The sequence below is a fragment of the Kitasatospora sp. NPDC059673 genome (assembly GCF_042734215.1).
In the GTDB taxonomy this organism is placed as follows: Bacteria; Actinomycetota; Actinomycetes; order Streptomycetales; family Streptomycetaceae; genus Kitasatospora.
Genome location: NZ_JBHWEN010000014.1, coordinates 170,974 through 187,981 on the forward strand (window position 1 = coordinate 170,974; position 17,008 = coordinate 187,981).

A 17,008-nucleotide genomic window follows, 5' to 3' on the forward strand; every position below is an offset into this window, starting at 1 on the left:
ACCCCCCGTGCTGAACCCCGCTCCCGACGGGCCGGCAAGTGGAATTCCACCGGGCGTCCACCGGACGTCTTGCAGAACGGGCAGATGGGGGAGTAGACGAGCGGTGCACATAGACTCCCGCGATAGCGATGGCTATGGACGGGCAAAGAAGAAGGGCGTAATCCATGGAGTGGCAGCCGCTCGCTGCCGACCCCGCCGCCGGCAGCGGTTACTTCGACGCCTACGCGGCGATCGGCCTGCTGGCGGTCATCGGCGTCCTCTTCGTCACGGTGGCCTTCACCGCCAACCGCCTGCTGCGACCAGTGGTCGACACCCCGGAGAAACTGCTCGCCTACGAGTGCGGCGTCGATCCGGTCGGCGAGGGCTGGGCGCACACCCAGATCCGCTACTACGTCTACGCCTTCCTGTACGTGATCTTCGCAGTCGACGCGATCTACCTGTTCCCGTGGGCCACGGTGTTCGCCGCCGCCGGCTTCGGGGCGGTCACGCTGGTGGAGATGTTCGTCTTCATCGGCTTCCTCGCGGTCGGACTGCTCTACGCCTGGAAGAAGGGCGTTCTGGAATGGACGTGACGCACACGCACGGGACGCCCGCCGACGGGCCGGTCCCGCTCGGCATCCCCGACCCGGCCAACCCCGGCGCCGCCGTCGAGCAGCGCCGCCTCGGCCCGCTCGCCCGGCTCGCCCCGGACCCGGTCAAGGTGGTGCTCAACTGGGGCCGCCGCTACAGCCTCTGGTGCTTCAACTTCGGACTCGCCTGCTGCGCCATCGAGTTCATCGCCGCGTCCATGGCCAAGCACGACTTCATCCGAATGGGTGTCATCCCGTTCGCGCCGGGCCCCCGGCAGGCCGACCTGATGATCGTCTCGGGCACCGTCACCGACAAGATGGCCCCCGCCGTCAAGCGCCTGTACGAGCAGATGCCCGAGCCGAAGTACGTCATCTCCTTCGGCGCCTGCGCCAACTCCGGCGGCCCCTACTGGGACTCCTACTCCGTCACCAAGGGCGTCGACCAGATCATCCCGGTCGACGTCTACGTGCCCGGCTGCCCGCCCCGGCCCGAGGCGCTGCTCCAGGGCATCCTCAAGCTCCAGGAGAAGATCGCCGCCGAGGACGTCCCGCAGCGCTACGCCGCACCCGCCGCCGCGCTGCGCCGCCCGCTCAAGGCTGCGCCCGCAGCGCCCGCTGGGGCCGCCGCGCCCACTGGGCCGGCCACGACGGGGGAGGGGCAGCAGTGACCGAGACCCCTGACGTCCCTGCCGCGCCGACCCCCGCCGAGCGGGCCGCCGCCGCGATCGGACCGTGGGCGACCGCCGCCGAGGCGTACGACCTGCTCACCGTCACCGTCCCCGCCGAGCACTGGATCGAGGCGCTCACCGCCGCCCGCGACGTCCTCGGCCTGGCGTTCCTGGACTGGCTGAGCGCCGTCGACGAACTCGCCGAGGGCTTCGCGGTCTGCGCCCACCTGGCCGCCGTCGGCGAGCCCGGCCGGGTGCGCCGGCTGCTGCTGCGCACCCGGGTGCCGCGCGACAAGGCTGCGCTGCCGACCGCGGTCGGGGTCTACGCCGGCGCCGCCTGGCACGAGCGGGAGACCCGGGAGATGTTCGGCATCGAGTTCCCCGGCCACCCCTACCCGGCCACCCTGCTGCTGCCGGACGGCTTCGAGGGCCACCCGCTGCGCAAGGACTTCGTGCTGGCCGCCCGCGTCGCCAAGGACTGGCCCGGCGCCAAGGAGCCCGGCGAGTCCGACCACGGCGGCGGCCCGGCCCGACGCAAGATGCTGCCGCCCGGCGTCCCCGACCCGAACGAGTGGGGCCCGCTCAAGGGCACCCTGCCCCCGGTCGCCGAACGCCCCGCCCGCGCGGCCCGCGCCGGAGCCGGAGCGGGCGTGGACCGGCCCCGCCGCACCCGCAGCGTGGGGGAAGGTTCCGCGAGCCAGGCCCCGACGGCCCCGGACGCGCCCGCCACGGACGCGCCGCCGGTGCGTGCCGACCGTCCGCGTCGCAGCCGCAGTGTGGGCGAGGGTTCGGTCAGCCAGACCGCCACGCCGGACGCCCCGGCCCCGGGCACTCCCGCCACCGACGTACCGCCGGTGCGCGCCGACCGTCCGCGTCGCAGCCGCAGCGTCGGCGAGGGCTCGGTCAGCCAGACCGCGCCCGAGACACCGCCGACTCCCGAGACCCCGCGCCGCACCGCCCGGACCCAGTCGTCCGACGCCCCGTGGCACGCGCCCGTCCCGGCTCACGACGAGCCCACGAAGCCTGCGTCCGCGAAGCCCGGTTCCGCGGAGGCGCAGCCCGAGGTCGCGAAGCCCGAGCCCGTGCAGGCCGAGCCTGCGGCGGCCGCAGCGAAGTCTGAGGCTGGGCAGGTCGGGCCCGCGAAGTCGGGGGCTGCGAAGCCCGAGCCTGCCGAGCCCGCGCAGGCCGAGCCCGCGAAGCCCCGGCCTGCGGAGGCGCGGCCTGAGATTGCGACGTCTGAGCCTGCGGAGGCGGAGGTCGCGCAGCCTGAGGATGCGACGTCTGAGCCCGCGCAGCCCGAGCCTGCGAAGCGCGAGTCCGCGCAGGCCGAGCCTGCGAAGGCCAGGGCTGGGCAGGTCGAGCCGGGGCACGCCGAGTCCGTGCAGGGCGAACCCGTGAAGCCCGAGCCCCCAGAGGCGAAGCCCAGGCAGTCCGAGCCCGCGCAGCCCGAGCCCGCGCAGCCCGAGCCCACGGCGGCCGAGCCCGGGCAGGCCGAGCCCGCGGTGGCCGAGCCCGGGCAGGCCGAGGCCGTGAAGCCCGAGTCTGAACAGGCCGAACAGCCCCAGCAACCCGAGCAGTCCGACGACAAGCAGAACGGAGACGGCGCGTGAACCTTCTCGACACGCTGCTGCGCTGCGTCGGCACGCTGGTGGCGTTTCTGGTGCTGCCGCTGGTGGTTGGGCAGGCTGAGCACAAGGTGATGGCGCACATGCAGGGCCGGCTCGGTCCGATGTACGCGGGTGGGTTTCACGGGTGGGCGCAGCTGGTTGCCGACGGTGTGAAGTTCGCGCAGAAGGAGGACGTCGTTCCGGCCGGGGCCGATCGGCGGATCTTCCGGTTGGCGCCGGCGGTCGCGTTGCTGCCGTATCTGCTGGTGCTGCTGGTGATTCCGGTCGGGCCGAACGGGCTGGTCGGGCAGGCGGTGGACGCGGGCATCTTCTTCGTGCTGGCGGTCATGGGTATTGGCGTGCTGGGTTCGCTGATGGGTGGCTGGGCGTCGGCGAACAAGTTCTCCTTGCTGGGCGCGCTGCGTACGGCCGCGCAGCTGATGTCGTACGAGTTGCCGATGCTGCTCGCGGCGGCGTCGGTGGCGATGGCGGCGGGCACCGTCTCGCTGCCGGGGATCGTGGACGCCTTCCACTGGTGGTGGGTGCCGTGGCAGCTGATCGGCGCGTTCGTGTTCTTCACGGCGGGCCTGGCGGAGCTTCAGCGTCCGCCGTTCGACATGCCGGTGGCCGACTCGGAGATCATCTTCGGCGCGTACACCGAGTACACCGGTCTGCGTTTCGCGCTGTTCCTGCTCGCCGAGTACGCGGGCATCGTGGTGCTCTGCGGACTGACCACGGTGCTGTTCCTGGGCGGTTGGCACGGCCCGTTCTCCGACGGCCTGGGCTGGCTGTGGACGCTGGCGAAGACCTTCGCGCTGGCGTTCGTGGTGCTCTGGCTGCGGGTCACCTACCCGCGGCTGCGCGAGGACCAGCTGATGCGCTTCGCGTGGACGGTGCTGATCCCGCTGGCCCTGGCCCAGCTCGCCCTCACCGGCATCGTCAAGGTGGCGATCTCCTGATGAAGTTCCCCGGCTCCGGCCTGGCCAAGGGCCTGGCCGTCACCATGCGCACGATGACGCGCAGGACCGTCACCGCGCAGTACCCCGAGGTGCAGCCCGAACTGCCGCCGCGCTCGCGCGGCGTGATCGCGCTGCTGGAGGAGAACTGCACGGTCTGCATGCTGTGCGCCCGCGAGTGTCCGGACTGGTGCATCTACATCGACTCCCACAAGGAGACGCTGCCCGCCGCCGACCCGAACGCCCGCGCCCGCACCCGCAATGTGCTGGACCGCTTCGCCATCGACTTCTCGCTCTGCATGTACTGCGGGATCTGCGTCGAGGTGTGCCCGTTCGACGCGCTGTTCTGGTCGCCGGAGTTCGAGTACGCGGAGACCGACATCCGTGAGCTCACCCATGAGCGCGACCGGCTGCGCGAGTGGATGTGGACCGTCCCGCCGCCGCCCGCGCACGACGCCGCGGCGGAGGAGCCCAAGGAGATCGCCATGGCCCGCAAGGCCGCCGACAAGCTGGCCGCGGCCGCTGCCGCCGCCGAGGAGGGGGAGCAGAGTTGAGCACCCTGCTGGCCGCGGCGGGCTCGCTGGAGCCCGCCGCGCGCTCGTACCTCTCGCCGACCGGGCAGGAGATCGTCTTCCTGCTGGTCGGTGTGCTGGTGCTCGGCGCGGCCGTCGTTTCGGTGACCACCCGGCAGCTGGTGCATGCCGCGCTGTGGCTGGTGGTCGCGCTGGGCGGGCTGGCGGTCGAGTTCCTGCTGCTGACGGCCGAGTTCGTGGCCTGGGTGCAGGTGCTGGTGTACCTGGGCTCGGTGGTCGTGCTGGTGCTGTTCGGCCTGATGCTGACCCGCGCCCCGATCGGCCGCTCCCCGGACGCCGACTCCGGCAACCGCCCGGCGGCGCTGGCCGTCGGCGTGGCCTCCGCCGCGACCCTGGTGACGCTGGTGGTGGACGCGTTCCGCTCGTCCTGGATCGACCTGTCCGGCCCGGCCGGTACTACCCGGCTCACCGGCGAGTTCCTGTTCTCGCACTGGGTGCTGCCGTTCGAGGCGCTGTCGGTGCTGCTGCTGGCCGCCCTGGTCGGCGCGATCGTGCTGTCCCGCGCCAAGGGCGACCGGACGAAGCCCCGGCCCGGCAACCTGCGCACCGCCCTGACGAAGACGAAGGAGCGCTGAGCGTGCACCTCGCCTACCCCGCCGTCCTCGCCGTGCTGCTGTTCAGCGTCGGCGTGTACGGCGTGCTCGCCCGGCGCAACGTCGTCCTGGTGCTGATGTCGGTCGAGCTGATGCTCAACGCCGTCAACCTCAACCTGGTCGCCTTCGACGTCTGGCTGCGCGACACCCTGCACGCCGGACAGGCGCTCACCCTGTTCACCATCACCCTCGCCGCCGCCGAGATCGGCCTCGGCCTGGCCATCGTGCTGCTGGTGTACCGCACCCGCGGCACCGCCGCCGTCGACCGGGTCACCGCGCTCGGCGACCGCCACGAGGCCGACGCCCAGGCCGACGCCCAGGCCGACGCCCAGGCCGACGAACCGGCCGACGCCGCGAAGGAGCAGGCCGCCGCATGAACCTCGCGCTGCCGATCCTCGTCCCCGTCCTGCCCGCGCTCGGCGCCGCCGCCGGCCTGGCCACCGGACGCCGTCACCCCGCCCTGGCCCGCCCGCTCGCGGTGCTGCCGGTCGCGGTGTCCGCCGTGCTCGCCCTGGTGGTGGCCCTCCAGCTGGGCACCGGCGCCACCCTGGACGCCGCCACCCGGCTCGCCCCCACCGGCGGCCCGGAGATCTCGCTGGCCCTGCACCTGGACGGCTTCAGCTCGCTGATCTCGGTGCTGGTCGGCCTGGTCGCCACCTGCGTGCAGATCTACTCCACCGCCTACCTGAAGGACGACCCGCGCTACCCGTCCTACGCGGCGCTGGTCTCGCTGTTCACCGCCGCGATGTTCCTGGTCGTCTACTCGGGCGACCTGATCGTGCTGCTGGTCGGCTGGGAAGTGATGGGCATCTGCTCGTACTTCCTGATCGGCCACCACTGGGAGACCGCCGACGCCCGGGCCGCCTCGCTGAAGGCCTTCCTGGTCACCAAGCTCGGCGACGTGCCGTTCCTGTTCGGCCTGTTCCTGCTCGGTGCGGACGCCGGGAGCTTCCGGATCGGCGAGGTGCTGAAGGCCGCCGGCGGCGGAGAACTGCACCACCCCACGCTGATCGCGCTGCTGCTGCTCGCCGGCGTGGCCGGCAAGAGCGCCCAGTTCCCGCTGCACACCTGGCTCCCGGACGCGATGGCCGGCCCGACGCCGGTGTCCGCGCTGATCCACGCCGCCACCATGGTCGCGGCCGGCGTCTACCTGGTGGCCCGGCTGCTGCCGGTGTTCCTGCAGTCCTCCGCCGCACTGGTGGTGCTGGCCGTGATGGCCGCCGTCACCATGGTCGGCTCCGCGCTGTGCGCGCTCGCCCAGGACGACCTGAAGCGCGTGCTCGCCTACTCGACGGTCGGCCAGCTCGGCTACATGACCGGCGCGCTGGCCTCCGGCGACCGGCAGGCCGCGGTGTTCCACCTGGTCTCGCACGGCGTGTTCAAGGCGCTGCTGTTCCTGGGCGCCGGCGTGGTCATCCACGCCGCGCACACCAACTCGCTCAGCGCGATGGCCCGGATGGACGGCCTGCGCCACCGCATCCCCGACGCCTGGTGGACCATGGGCATCGGCCTGGCCGCCCTGGTCGGCCTGCCGCCGCTGGCCGGCTTCTTCTCCAAGGAGTCGGTGCTCACCGCCGCCGAGCACGCCGCCCACGGCGAGGCCCTCACCGGCAGCCTCGGCCCGGCGTCCGCCGTGCCGACCGCCGTCGGCTGGACGGTGCTGGTGGCCGGCCTGCTCACCGCACTGCTCACCGCCGCCTACGCCGCCCGGCTGTGGCTGGCCGTCTTCTACGGCCGCTCCACGGACGGCACCGACCTCACCCCCCAGCCCGGCGCCCCGTACTCCCCGGAGCTCGACGAGGCCGACCCGGCACACGCCGAACCGGCCGCGATGCGCCTGATCCTGTGGGTCCTGGCGGTGCCCGCGCTGGCCTTCGGCGTGAGCGGGCTGCGCTCCGACTGGCTGCCCTCGCTGCTCGACGGCGAGTCGCTGCGTCCGTCCCCCGCCACCGCCGTGCTCGGCACCGGCATCGCCCTCGCGGGCCTGCTGATCGGCTACGCCGCCTGGCGCACCGTCACCGCCCGCACCGCCGCCGGACAGCCCGCCGGCGACCCCGGACGGCTGCTGCTCGGCCCGCTGTACCGGTCCGCCCAGCACGGCTTCGGCGTCGACCGGCTGTACAGCACCTTGTTCGTCCGGCCCACCGAGGCCGCCGCCAAGCTGGTCCGGTTCCTGGACCGGGCCGTGGTGGAGACCTACGTCCGCGGCGCGGGCGCCGCGCCCGGCTGGCTCGGCCGCGCCGTGCGCTTCGCCCAGACCGGCAACGCCCAGGGCTACCTGAACGCGCTGCTCGCCGGGGCCGTCCTGCTCGCCGTCCTGGTGGCGGTGGGATCGTGACGCACCCCCAGTTCCCCGTTCCGGCACGCCCTAGGAGCCACCGATGAACGCGGTCCTCATCGCCCTCCTGGTGCTGCCGCTGCTCGGCGCCGCCCTGATGCTCGCCCCGATCGGCGACCAGCGGGCACTGCGCCTGGGCACCACCTTCACCGGCGCCACGCTGCTGCTGGCGATCGCCCTCGCCGCCGGATTCGACCACGGCGCGCCGAGCCGGATGCAGGCCGTCACCGACGTGGCCTGGATCCCCGCGCTGGACGTGCGCCTGCACCTCGGCGTGGACGGCATCTCGCTGCCGCTGCTGGTGCTCACCGCGCTGCTCACCTTCCTGTGCGCGGTGTACTCGGTGAAGAAGCTCCCCGCGGGCCCCGGCGGCCGCGCCTTCACCGGGCTGCTGCTCCTGCTGGAGACCGGCATGCTGGCCACCTTCGCGGTGCTCGACCTGGTGCTGTTCTTCCTGGCGTTCGAGATCGTGCTGATCCCGATGTACTTCCTGATCTCCCGCTGGGGCAGCGGGCAGAAGGTCGCCGCGGCCAACCGGTTCATCCTGTACACCCTGCTCGGCTCCGCCGTGATGCTGCTCGGCTTCCTGCTGATCGGCGTCAAGGCCGGCACCTTCGACATGGTGAAGCTCGCCGACGCGCACGGCGCCGGCCTGTCCCACACCACCCAGCTGATCGCCGCGCTGGCGATCCTGGTCGGCCTGGCCGTGAAGGCCCCCGCCTGGCCGCTGCACTCCTGGCTGCCCGACGCGCACACCGCCGCGCCGACCGCAGGCTCGGTACTGCTCGCGGGCGTGCTGCTGAAGATGGGCACCTACGGCCTGGTCCGGGTACTGCTGCCGATCGTCCCGGACGGCACCGCCACCTACGCCCCGTACCTGGGCGCGTTCGCCGCCGTCGGCATCGTCTACGGCTCGCTGGCCTGCCTGGCGCTGGCCCGGACGGGCGCCAAGGGCGACCTGAAGCGGCTGATCGCGTACTCCTCGGTCGGCCACATGGGCTTCGTGCTGCTCGGCATCGCCTCGCTCACCCCGACCGGCCTGAACGGCGCGCTGTTCGCCAACATCGCGCACGGCCTGATCACCGGCCTGCTGTTCTTCGTGGTCGGCGCCGTCAAGGACCGCTACGGCACCGCCGACCTGGACACCCTCGCCGGTGCCACCGGCGCCGCGCTGTACGGCCGCGCCCCCCGGATCGGCGCGCTGCTGGCGTTCGCCGCCGTCGCCAGCCTCGGCCTGCCCGGCCTGGCCGGCTTCTGGGGCGAACTGCTCGCCATGTACGGCGCGTTCGACCCGGCCGCCGGCTTGTCGCGGCCCGCCTTCGTCACCTACATGGTGCTGGCCGGCCTCGGCACCCTGCTGACCGCCGCCTACCTGCTGGTCGTGGTCCGGCGGGTCTGCATGGGCGACCCGAAGCAGCCCGCCCCGGTCGCCGACCTGCCCGACCTGCAGGGCTACGAGGCCGCCAGCTGGACGCCGCTCGCCGCGCTCACCCTGGTGGCGGGCCTGTGGCCGGCGCTGCTGCTCGGCCTCTCCGACCCGGCCGTCAAGCACCTCCTCGGGAGCGGCTGATGACCATCACTCACGACCTGGGGCAGCCCGTCATGACTCCGCTCGCCGTCGCCGACCCGGGCGGCCTGATCCAGTCCGTCGACTGGGTGGCCGTCGCCCCGCCGCTGATCGCCGCGCTCGCCGCCCTCGCCGTACTGGTCGCCGACCTGTTCCTGCCCGTGGCCCGCAAGCGCCTGCTCGGGTGGCTGAGCGCCGCCGGGCTGCTCGCCGCGCTGGCCGCCCTGCTGCCGCTGGTGCTCGGCGACACCCGCTCCACCTTCTGCTTCACGAGCGGCGGCTGCTCCTACACCGCCGACCACTTCGCGCTCGCCTTCCAGCTGCTCGTCCTCGGCGGCGCGCTGCTCACCGTGCTGCTCTCCCTGCACACCGTCGAGGACGAGAAGCTGCCCGGCGGCGAGTACTGGTTCCTGCTGCTCTCCTCCGCCTGCGGCGCCGCCCTGCTGCCCGCCGCCCGCGACCTCGCCACCTTGGTGATCGCCCTGGAGGTCGCCACCCTGCCCGCGTTCGCCCTGGTCGCGCTGCGCCGGGACGGCCGGGGCGCGGAGAGCGCGCTCAAGTTCTTCCTCTCCTCCGTCACCGCGACCGCCGTGATGCTGCTCGGCGTCAGCTTCGTCTACGCCGCCGCCGGAACGATCCAGCTCCAGGGCATCGCCGACGGCCTGGCGCACGCCCCCGCCCAGCTGAAGCCGCTGGCCGAGGCCGGCGCGGTGCTCACCCTGGTCGGCTTCGCGTTCAAGACCGCCGCCGTCCCCTTCCACTTCTGGGTCCCCGACACGTACGTCGGCGCGCCGCTCCCGGTGGCGGGCTACCTGTCGGTGGTCGGCAAGGCCGCGGGCCTCTCCGGCCTGGCGCTGGTCACCACGCTCGCCTTCCGCCCGTACGGCCACACCTGGGGCCTGGTGCTGGCGGTGCTGGCCGCGCTGACCATGACGGTCGGCAACGCGGCGGCGCTGCGCCAGCGCGCCGACACCCCGTACGGTGCGGTGCGGCTGCTCGCCTGGTCCTCGGTCGGCCAGGCCGGCTACCTCCTGGTGCCGCTGGCCGCCGCCGGGTACGCGGACTCCGCCGAGCCGCTGGGCGCGACGGTGGCGTACGCGCTGATCTACGGCCTGGTGAACCTGGGCGCGTTCGGCGTGGTCGCGCTGGTCGGCGGCTCGGGCCGGCTGGAGTCGTTCCGCGGACTGGCCTCGCGCAACCGCTGGGCGGCGTTCGCGCTGGCGTTCTTCCTGCTCTGCCTGGCCGGTCTGCCGCCGGGCGTGGTCGGCCTGTTCGGCAAGGTCGTGGTGTTCCGGGCGGCCGTGGACGCGGGCCTGGGCTGGCTGGCCGTGGTGATGGCGGTGAACGTCGTGATCGCGCTCGCCTACTACCTGAAGTGGACCGCCCTGCTGTTCGCCCCGTCCACCGAGCAGCTCGCACCGCGCCGCGTCCCGGCCTCGCTGGCCACCGCGCTCGGCCTCGCGGCGAGCGGCGCCGTGGTGCTGTCGGTGGCCCCGCAACTGGTGCTTCAGGTGGTGTCGGGCAGCCTGTTCTGACCTGTGGTCGAATGCCGAAGGGAACGATCGGGCCAGCTCGGCGCGTTGATCCCGGCAGAAGGAAGCTGCTCCACCGGCTTCCCCGGCACCACAGGAGGGCCCGCAGTGCACCGCCACCACAATGGATTGCGGACGGCCGTTCTGCTCGGCGGCCTGTCCGCGCTGATCCTGGTGATCGGCAGTTTCTTCGGCCGCACCGGCTTGCTGGTGGCGCTGCTGATCGCGCTCGGCACCAACGCCTACGCGTACTGGAACAGCGACAAGCTGGCGCTGCGCGCGATGCGGGCCCGGCCGGTCAGTGAGATCGAGGCCCCGCAGCTCTACCGGATCGTCCGTGAACTCTCCACCGCCGCCCGGCAGCCGATGCCCCGGCTGTACATCTCGCCCACGCCCGCGCCGAATGCTTTCGCCACCGGCCGCAACCCGCGCAACGCGGCGGTCTGCTGCACCGACGGCATCCTCCAGCTGCTGGACGAGCGCGAGCTGCGCGGAGTGCTCGGCCACGAGCTCAGCCACGTCTACAACCGGGACATCCTGATCTCCTCGGTGGCCGGCGCGCTGGCCTCGGTGGTGATGTTCCTGGTGAACTTCGCCTGGCTGATCCCGTTCGGCCGCTCCGAGGACGACGAGGGCCCGGGCCTGTTCGGCATGCTGCTGATCATGATCCTGGGGCCGGTCGCGGCGAGCCTGATCCAACTGGCCGTCAGCCGCTCCCGCGAGTACCAGGCGGACGCCGACGGAGCCCGGATCACCGGCGACCCGCTGGCCCTGGCCAGCGCGCTGCGCAAGCTGGAGATCGGCACCCAGCGCCTCCCGCTGCCGCCCGAGCCGCAGCTGCAGACCGCCAGCCACATGATGATCGCCAACCCGTTCCGGCCCGGCGAGGTCGGCGCCAAGCTGTTCTCCACCCACCCGCCGATGGGCGAGCGGATCGCCCGCCTGGAGCGGATGGCGGGCCGCTGACCACTCGGGCTCCCTCGGCCACCACCGGCTGACTCCCTCGGCCACCACCGGCTGACTCCTTCGGGCGACGGCCCGGCGAGCGTCCGTCCGGGTGCCTGGCCCCGCTGGTAGTGCTGGACGCACTGCCAGACCCGAGGCCGGAGGTGCGGTGCGGTGACGATGCTGCCGAGCGATGCCGAACTGGGCGTGACCGGCCCGCCCGTCCGGCGGGAACCGCGCCGCCGCTTCGGCCGGGCCACCCGTCCGCACCGGGGCCGCCGGCTGGTGATGTGGCTGACCACCACCGACCACAAGCAGATCGGCACCCTCTACCTCGTCACCTCCTTCGCGTTCTTCCTGGTCGGCGGGGTGATGGCGCTGCTGATGCGGGCCGAGCTGGCCCGGCCGGGGACGCAGCTCCTCTCCAACGAGCAGTACAACCAGCTGTTCACCATCCACGGCACGATCATGCTGCTGATGTTCGCCACCCCACTGTTCGCGGGCTTCGCGAACTGGTTCATGCCCCTGCAGGTCGGCGCCCCCGACGTCGCCTTTCCCCGGCTGAACGCCTTCGCGTACTGGCTGTACCTGTTCGGCTCGCTGATCGTGATGGCCGGGTTCGTCACCCCGCAGGGGGCGGCGGACTTCGGCTGGTTCGCCTACTCGCCGCTGAACGACGCGATGCACTCGCCGTCGGTCGGCGCCGACCTGTGGATCATGGGCCTGGCGTTCTCCGGCTTCGGCACCATTCTCGGCTCGGTCAACTTCGTCGCCACCATCATCTGCCTGCGGGCACCGGGGATGACCATGTTCCGGATGCCGATCCTGGTCTGGAACGTGCTGCTGACCGCCGTGCTGGTCCTGATGTCCTTTCCGGTGCTGGCCGCCGCGCTGCTCTGCCTGGAGGCGGACCGCAAGTTCGGCGCGCACGTCTTCGACCCAGCGAACGGCGGGGCGATCCTCTGGCAGCACCTGTTCTGGTTCTTCGGCCACCCCGAGGTGTACATCATCGCGCTGCCGTTCTTCGGCATCGTCTCGGAGATCATCCCGGTGTTCAGCCGCAAGCCGATGTTCGGCTACTCCGGTCTGATCGCCGCCACCATCGCGATCGCCGGCCTGTCGATCACCGTCTGGGCGCACCACATGTTCGTGACGGGGCAGGTGCTGCTGCCGTTCTTCTCCTTCATGACGCTGCTGATCGCCGTCCCGACCGGGGTGAAGTTCTTCAACTGGATCGGCACCATGTGGCGCGGCTCGCTGTCCTTCGAGACGCCGATGCTCTGGTCGGTCGGCTTCCTGGTGACCTTCCTGTTCGGCGGCCTGACGGGCGTGCTGCTGGCCTCGCCGCCGGTCGACTTCCACGTCTCGGACTCGTACTTCGTGGTGGCGCACTTCCACTACGTGGTGTTCGGCACGGTGGCGTTCGCGATGTTCGCGGGCTTCTACTTCTGGTGGCCGAAGATGACCGGCCGGATGCTCGACGAACGGCTCGGGAAGATCCACTTCTGGACGCTGTTCGTCGGCTTCCACACCACCTTCCTGGTCCAGCACTGGCTCGGCGCCGAGGGCATGCCCCGCCGCTACGCCGACTACCTGGCCTCGGACGGCTTCACCACGCTGAACACCGTCTCCACCATCGGCTCGTTCCTGCTCGGCCTGTCCACCCTGCCGTTCCTCTACAACGTCTGGCGGACCGCCGGGCACGCCCCGCGGGTGGTCGGGGACGACCCGTGGGGTTACGGCCGCTCGCTGGAGTGGGCGACCTCCTGCCCGCCGCCCCGCCACAACTTCGTCACCCTGCCGCGGGTCCGCTCCGAATCCCCGGCCTTCGACCTGCACCACCCCGAGATCGCCGAGTTCGACCGGCTGCAGAACAACCCGGACCGAGTCCTCTGACGCTCGACGTGCGGTGCCCGATTCGCGGTGATACGAATCGTTTCGTCCCTGTGCTGCACGAGGCGCGGGGACGTTCCGGCTGACTGTGCGCGGGATCGGAGCGTCATGGACTATCCGCTGCTCAACATCTTCTGGACGATGCTGGAGCTGTTCCTCTGGATCCTCTGGTTCTTCCTGCTGTTCAAGATCATCGGCGATATCTTCCGCAGCCAGGACATGGGCGGCGGCGCCAAGGCCGGCTGGACGGTGCTGGTGATCCTGCTGCCCTTCCTCGGCGTCCTGATCTACCTGATCGTCCGCGGCGGCTCCATGCACGAACGCGACCTCGCCCAGGCCCAACAGGCCGACGCCGCCTTCCAGGACTACATCCGCCGCGCCGCCGGCACCGCCCCCGCCGCCGGCCCGGCCGAGGGTGGCCCGAAGAGCCATGTGGACGACCTCCACAGGCTGGCCGAGCTCAAGAACAGCGGCGCGATCACCGACGAGGAGTACCAGCGGGCCAAGGACAAACTGCTCGCCTGACACTCCGGACCATGCCTGGAGGCCCGTCCCCTCGGGGCGGGCCTGATGGTTGTGCGGGGGCAGGCCGGTCCGGTCATCGGTGATCGAAGTCGAGTGCGCTACGACCGATCCCGATCGGTTGCCGTTCGACACTCAACCGGGGGATTTCGCAGCTCAGTTGGCGACGAATCGGCCGCTCGCGGCCGGTAGATTCTGCTGCACGGCCACCCCCGGAGCGGGGCTGCCCCGCCCGGTGCGGCAACACCGGACGAGGCGGTGCGGGCCGATCAGAGGAGGTAGCACACCTGTGAATGACCGACCCTCCCGGGAACGCACAAGGCTTCCCGAAGTGGTGCTCCACGCTAGCAGGGCCGACGGCCCGGGCGTGGGATTGCGCAGAGTTCGCGCCGTCCGCGGTGCGGCCCGGCTGCGGGCACTGCTGGTGGTCCCGCTGCTGGTCTGGGCGGTGACCGCCGCCGGTCCGATCGAGTGGGAGCGCACCGTGCTGGTGCTCGGCCTGCTGAGGCTCTGCCGGGACGCCCACGTCGAGTGGTGCTGGGCCGACCGGCACTGACCCTGCCGCGACCGCCCGGGCCGCCCAGGCCGCCCGGGCGGGCGCCACGGCTCGTTCCACCCACCGCACTTCACCCCATCCCGCTTCACCCTGCCGCGCCCACGCCCGACTCGGGCCGACGCCGAAGGAGCCATGGGTGTCCCGTTCGCGCAAGCCCGCGATAGCCGACTCCGGTTACGCCGCGTTCGTCCAACTCCACTGCCGCAGTTATCAGGCGTACGCCCGGGCGCGGCTCGGGGACGGTGCGTTGGCCGGCCGGGTGGTCGAACAGGTGCTGCGGTGCGCCGAGTTGAGCTGGACGCAGGCGCTGAACGACGACCCGGCGGCGTTCACCTGGCGGGTGCTGTGCGACAGCGTCACGCTCGCCAGCCGTCAGGCCTGCGACCTCCGGCTGGACCGGCTGCACCGGGCGCTGCCGGACCGGGCCGCCGACGCCGCGCTGCTGCACGAGCGGCTCGGCATGGCGCCGCGCGCCGCGGCCGAGCTGATGGGCCTCAACGAGCCGCAGCTGCATGTCCAGTTGATGGCGGCCAGGCGGCTGCTGGCCGGTGGCGAGGCGCCGTTCAACGGCGGGACGGAGGGGGCCGAGGCCTGATTCGGGCGCATGGCGCGCGGCCCCGTAGCGGACCGGCGGGGAGCATTCGCCATGGTTCGCCATACTCGCAAGGGGTTTCACTCTTGCGAGTTGTTTCGCGTGCCCGCACGCGGCTCAGAACATGACGTGGCATCAGAATCGTGGTGGCGGAGCGGAGTTCGAGCATGGGGGCCGGTGGCGTGACCGAGGGCGTAGCAGCGTTTCCGCCGTTCGACCCGGACAGACCCAGCGCGGCACGGATGCACGACTGGCTGCTCGGCGGCCGGAACAACTACGACTCCGACCGGCTCGCGGGCGAGGAGTTGCTGCGGATCGCGCCGAGCGCCCGCGAACTGGCCCAGAGCAACCGGGCGTTCCTGGTCCGGGCGGTCCGGCACATCGCCACCCGGTACGGCATCCGGCAGTTCCTCGACCACGGCTCGGGCCTGCCGACCCGGACGAACGTGCACCAGGTCGCCCAGGCCGTGCACCAGGACTGCAAGGTCGTCTACATCGACAACGACCCGATGGTGCTTGCCTACGGGCGCGCCCTGCTGGACGAGAACCCGAATGTGACGATCCTGCCCGCCGACCTGGTGGAGACCGAGAGGATCCGGGCGGGCGTGCACGGCCGCATCGACTTCTCGCAGCCGATTGCCGCGCTGTTCGTCTCCGTGCTGCACTGCCTCCCGGACGGCAAGGACCCGCGCGCGGTGATCGAGCGAACGGTGCGTCAACTGGCCAAGGGCAGCGTGGTGGTGGCCTGCCAGCTGGTCAGTCGGAGCGGCCGGATCCGCCGACAGGCGACCGACCTGATGGCGGAGCGGACCGGGGGCTACTGGGGGCGGGTGCGGACGGAGGAGGAGGTCCGTCGCTTCTTCGACATCGACCGGTTGAACGTCCAGGAGCCCGGCCTGCTCGACGTCGCGGACTGGAAGCCCGATGTGCCGTCTGTCCGCCAGGCCACCGAGGAGTGGTTCGAGTTCGGTGGGCTGGCCGTCGTGGAGTGAGCGCGGCGAGCTACAGGTGTGAGCGGTGCACCCTCAGCGCCTCGACGATCAGCCGACGGCTGTCGTCCCGGCCCGGTGCCTGGCGCACGGCCTCGTCGGTCACGAACCGGAAGTCCTTGAAATCGTCGGAGGAGGTCTCGCCGTCCAGCGGGCCCCGGTAGTAGTCGCCCCGCCCGGCGTACTCGTTGTAGATCACCGACGGCACCGCGAAGAGCTGCCCTTCGAAGTCCAGCCTGGTCACCGAGGACACCTGCAGGGCCAGCTGCAGATCCATCGGGATGATGCGCACGCCGATCCGCGGCGTCTCGACGAAGGCGAGCAGCCGCTCCAGCTGCTCCACCATCAGGCCGCGCGAGCCGATCACCTGGCGCAGCACGTTCTCCCGGATGAAGAACACCGAGCGCGGTGGCTCCGTGGCGAAGAACCGGCGGGCCCGCTCGGCGCGCAGCTTGACCACCTGCTGCGCCAGATGCCGCTGGCTGGGCAGCAAGGTCCCCTCGGTGACCGCCGTGCGGTAGGCATCGGTCTGCAGCAGGCCCGGGACGAATCCGGTCTCCACCGAGTACAGGTGGCTGGCCCGGCTCTCCAACTCGCTCAGCCGCACCATCGCCTCCGGCACCGCGTCCCGGTAGGCGGTCCGGAACGAGGACGCCCAGCCGGGCACGGAAGCATCCCGGGCCAGGCGCATCAGCTGGTCGAACTCCGGCCCGGCCGGCACCCCCAGCTCCTTGAGGATCAGCGCGATCCCTTCCGGCTTGTCGATCCGGGTCGCGCCCGCCTCGATCCGGGAGTAGAGCGTGGGGGAGTAGCGGGTCTTCTTCGCCAGCGACTTCTGGCTCCGGGCGCCCCGGAGCGTCTTCAGCCACGCGCCGAGCAGCAGGGCCGGCAGCGGCCAGGACTCGCCCTCGCCCGCCGTGGGCTGCGGGCGCCGAAACGGAATGACGTTCCCGTGGTACCCATCACGTCCGGCTGTGGACATGAATCCCCCCTTGCGGCAATTAATCCATCCTTTTACGTGAAGGAGAATATACCGACGCAAGAGGGGTACGGCTACAGGTCCCCGAAATGGGGAATGTCGTCAGCTC

General features: G+C 71.9%; 17 protein-coding genes. 16 read left to right on the forward strand and 1 reads right to left on the reverse strand.

Annotated features, from left to right (window positions below; all coding sequences use genetic code 11):
- The first annotated feature begins 164 nt into the window (after nucleotides 1-164).
- From ACFV18_RS18610 to ACFV18_RS18685, 16 genes are all read left to right on the forward strand, one after another.
- Nucleotides 165-572, forward strand: a complete 408-nt coding sequence (locus ACFV18_RS18610) for an NADH-quinone oxidoreductase subunit A (RefSeq protein ID WP_380484421.1) — start codon at nucleotides 165-167, stop codon at nucleotides 570-572.
- Complete coding sequence (locus tag ACFV18_RS18615; RefSeq protein WP_380484423.1) at nucleotides 563-1,237, forward strand: NADH-quinone oxidoreductase subunit B; 675 nt, start codon at nucleotides 563-565, stop codon at nucleotides 1,235-1,237. Before ACFV18_RS18610 ends, ACFV18_RS18615 begins: the two co-directional genes overlap by 10 nt.
- Nucleotides 1,234-2,847, forward strand: a complete 1,614-nt coding sequence (locus ACFV18_RS18620; protein WP_380484425.1) for an NADH-quinone oxidoreductase subunit C — start codon at nucleotides 1,234-1,236, stop codon at nucleotides 2,845-2,847. Before ACFV18_RS18615 ends, ACFV18_RS18620 begins: the two co-directional genes overlap by 4 nt.
- Nucleotides 2,844-3,803, forward strand: coding sequence for an NADH-quinone oxidoreductase subunit NuoH (nuoH, locus tag ACFV18_RS18625; RefSeq protein ID WP_380484427.1), 960 nt, complete (start codon nucleotides 2,844-2,846; stop codon nucleotides 3,801-3,803). The genes ACFV18_RS18620 and nuoH overlap by 4 nt, the downstream gene beginning before the upstream one ends.
- Nucleotides 3,803-4,354, forward strand: coding sequence for a NuoI/complex I 23 kDa subunit family protein (locus ACFV18_RS18630; RefSeq protein ID WP_380484430.1), 552 nt, complete (start codon nucleotides 3,803-3,805; stop codon nucleotides 4,352-4,354). The genes nuoH and ACFV18_RS18630 overlap by 1 nt, the downstream gene beginning before the upstream one ends.
- Complete coding sequence (locus ACFV18_RS18635) at nucleotides 4,351-4,968, forward strand: NADH-quinone oxidoreductase subunit J (RefSeq protein ID WP_380484432.1); 618 nt, start codon at nucleotides 4,351-4,353, stop codon at nucleotides 4,966-4,968. Before ACFV18_RS18630 ends, ACFV18_RS18635 begins: the two co-directional genes overlap by 4 nt.
- A 2-nt stretch (nucleotides 4,969-4,970) precedes the next feature.
- Complete coding sequence (gene nuoK / locus ACFV18_RS18640; protein WP_380484434.1) at nucleotides 4,971-5,363, forward strand: NADH-quinone oxidoreductase subunit NuoK; 393 nt, start codon at nucleotides 4,971-4,973, stop codon at nucleotides 5,361-5,363.
- Nucleotides 5,360-7,324, forward strand: a complete 1,965-nt coding sequence (locus tag ACFV18_RS18645) for an NADH-quinone oxidoreductase subunit L (protein WP_380484436.1) — start codon at nucleotides 5,360-5,362, stop codon at nucleotides 7,322-7,324. The genes nuoK and ACFV18_RS18645 overlap by 4 nt, the downstream gene beginning before the upstream one ends.
- A gap of 43 nt (nucleotides 7,325-7,367) precedes the next feature.
- Nucleotides 7,368-8,894 (forward strand): NuoM family protein, encoded by a 1,527-nt coding sequence (locus tag ACFV18_RS18650; RefSeq protein WP_380484438.1) that lies wholly within the window; start codon nucleotides 7,368-7,370, stop codon nucleotides 8,892-8,894.
- 32 nt (nucleotides 8,895-8,926) lie between these two features.
- Nucleotides 8,927-10,426, forward strand: coding sequence for an NADH-quinone oxidoreductase subunit N (locus tag ACFV18_RS18655; RefSeq protein WP_380484502.1), 1,500 nt, complete (start codon nucleotides 8,927-8,929; stop codon nucleotides 10,424-10,426).
- 105 nt (nucleotides 10,427-10,531) lie between these two features.
- Complete coding sequence (htpX, locus tag ACFV18_RS18660) at nucleotides 10,532-11,389, forward strand: zinc metalloprotease HtpX (RefSeq protein WP_380484441.1); 858 nt, start codon at nucleotides 10,532-10,534, stop codon at nucleotides 11,387-11,389.
- Nucleotides 11,390-11,548: 159 nt separating this feature from the next.
- The gene (ctaD, locus tag ACFV18_RS18665; protein WP_380484504.1) at nucleotides 11,549-13,264 is read left to right on the forward strand and encodes a cytochrome c oxidase subunit I; all 1,716 of its coding nucleotides are present in this window, start codon (nucleotides 11,549-11,551) and stop codon (nucleotides 13,262-13,264) included.
- Nucleotides 13,265-13,369: 105 nt separating this feature from the next.
- Nucleotides 13,370-13,786, forward strand: a complete 417-nt coding sequence (locus ACFV18_RS18670; RefSeq protein ID WP_380484442.1) for an SHOCT domain-containing protein — start codon at nucleotides 13,370-13,372, stop codon at nucleotides 13,784-13,786.
- Between the two features lie 364 nt (nucleotides 13,787-14,150).
- Nucleotides 14,151-14,339, forward strand: coding sequence for a hypothetical protein (locus ACFV18_RS18675; RefSeq protein WP_380484444.1), 189 nt, complete (start codon nucleotides 14,151-14,153; stop codon nucleotides 14,337-14,339).
- Nucleotides 14,340-14,475: 136 nt separating this feature from the next.
- Nucleotides 14,476-14,934 carry a hypothetical protein gene (locus ACFV18_RS18680; protein ID WP_380484446.1) on the forward strand — a complete coding sequence of 153 codons (459 nt, stop codon included), beginning with the start codon at nucleotides 14,476-14,478 and terminating at the stop codon, nucleotides 14,932-14,934.
- A 164-nt stretch (nucleotides 14,935-15,098) separates the two neighbouring features.
- Entirely contained in the window at nucleotides 15,099-15,923 is an 825-nt protein-coding gene (locus ACFV18_RS18685) for an SAM-dependent methyltransferase (RefSeq protein WP_380484448.1), read from the forward strand.
- 10 nt (nucleotides 15,924-15,933) lie between these two features.
- On the opposite strand, the gene ACFV18_RS18690 is transcribed toward ACFV18_RS18685, so the two are convergent.
- Nucleotides 15,934-16,902: a helix-turn-helix domain-containing protein gene (locus ACFV18_RS18690; RefSeq protein ID WP_380484450.1), complete on the reverse strand. Its 969-nt coding sequence runs from the start codon at nucleotides 16,900-16,902 to the stop codon at nucleotides 15,934-15,936.
- Between the last annotated feature and the right edge of the window lie 106 nt (nucleotides 16,903-17,008).

Coding starts and splice junctions, on each gene's coding strand:
- ACFV18_RS18610 (WP_380484421.1), top strand. CDS start 165: ATGGAGTGGCAGCCGCTCGCTGCCGACCCCGCCGCCGGCAGCGGTTAC.
- ACFV18_RS18615 (WP_380484423.1), top strand. CDS start 563: ATGGACGTGACGCACACGCACGGGACGCCCGCCGACGGGCCGGTCCCG.
- ACFV18_RS18630 (WP_380484430.1), top strand. CDS start 3,803: ATGAAGTTCCCCGGCTCCGGCCTGGCCAAGGGCCTGGCCGTCACCATG.
- ACFV18_RS18645 (WP_380484436.1), top strand. CDS start 5,360: ATGAACCTCGCGCTGCCGATCCTCGTCCCCGTCCTGCCCGCGCTCGGC.
- ACFV18_RS18650 (WP_380484438.1), top strand. CDS start 7,368: ATGAACGCGGTCCTCATCGCCCTCCTGGTGCTGCCGCTGCTCGGCGCC.
- ACFV18_RS18655 (WP_380484502.1), top strand. CDS start 8,927: ATGACTCCGCTCGCCGTCGCCGACCCGGGCGGCCTGATCCAGTCCGTC.
- ctaD (WP_380484504.1), top strand. CDS start 11,549: ATGCTGCCGAGCGATGCCGAACTGGGCGTGACCGGCCCGCCCGTCCGG.
- ACFV18_RS18670 (WP_380484442.1), top strand. CDS start 13,370: ATGGACTATCCGCTGCTCAACATCTTCTGGACGATGCTGGAGCTGTTC.
- ACFV18_RS18685 (WP_380484448.1), top strand. CDS start 15,099: ATGGGGGCCGGTGGCGTGACCGAGGGCGTAGCAGCGTTTCCGCCGTTC.
- ACFV18_RS18690 (WP_380484450.1), bottom strand. CDS start 16,902: ATGTCCACAGCCGGACGTGATGGGTACCACGGGAACGTCATTCCGTTT.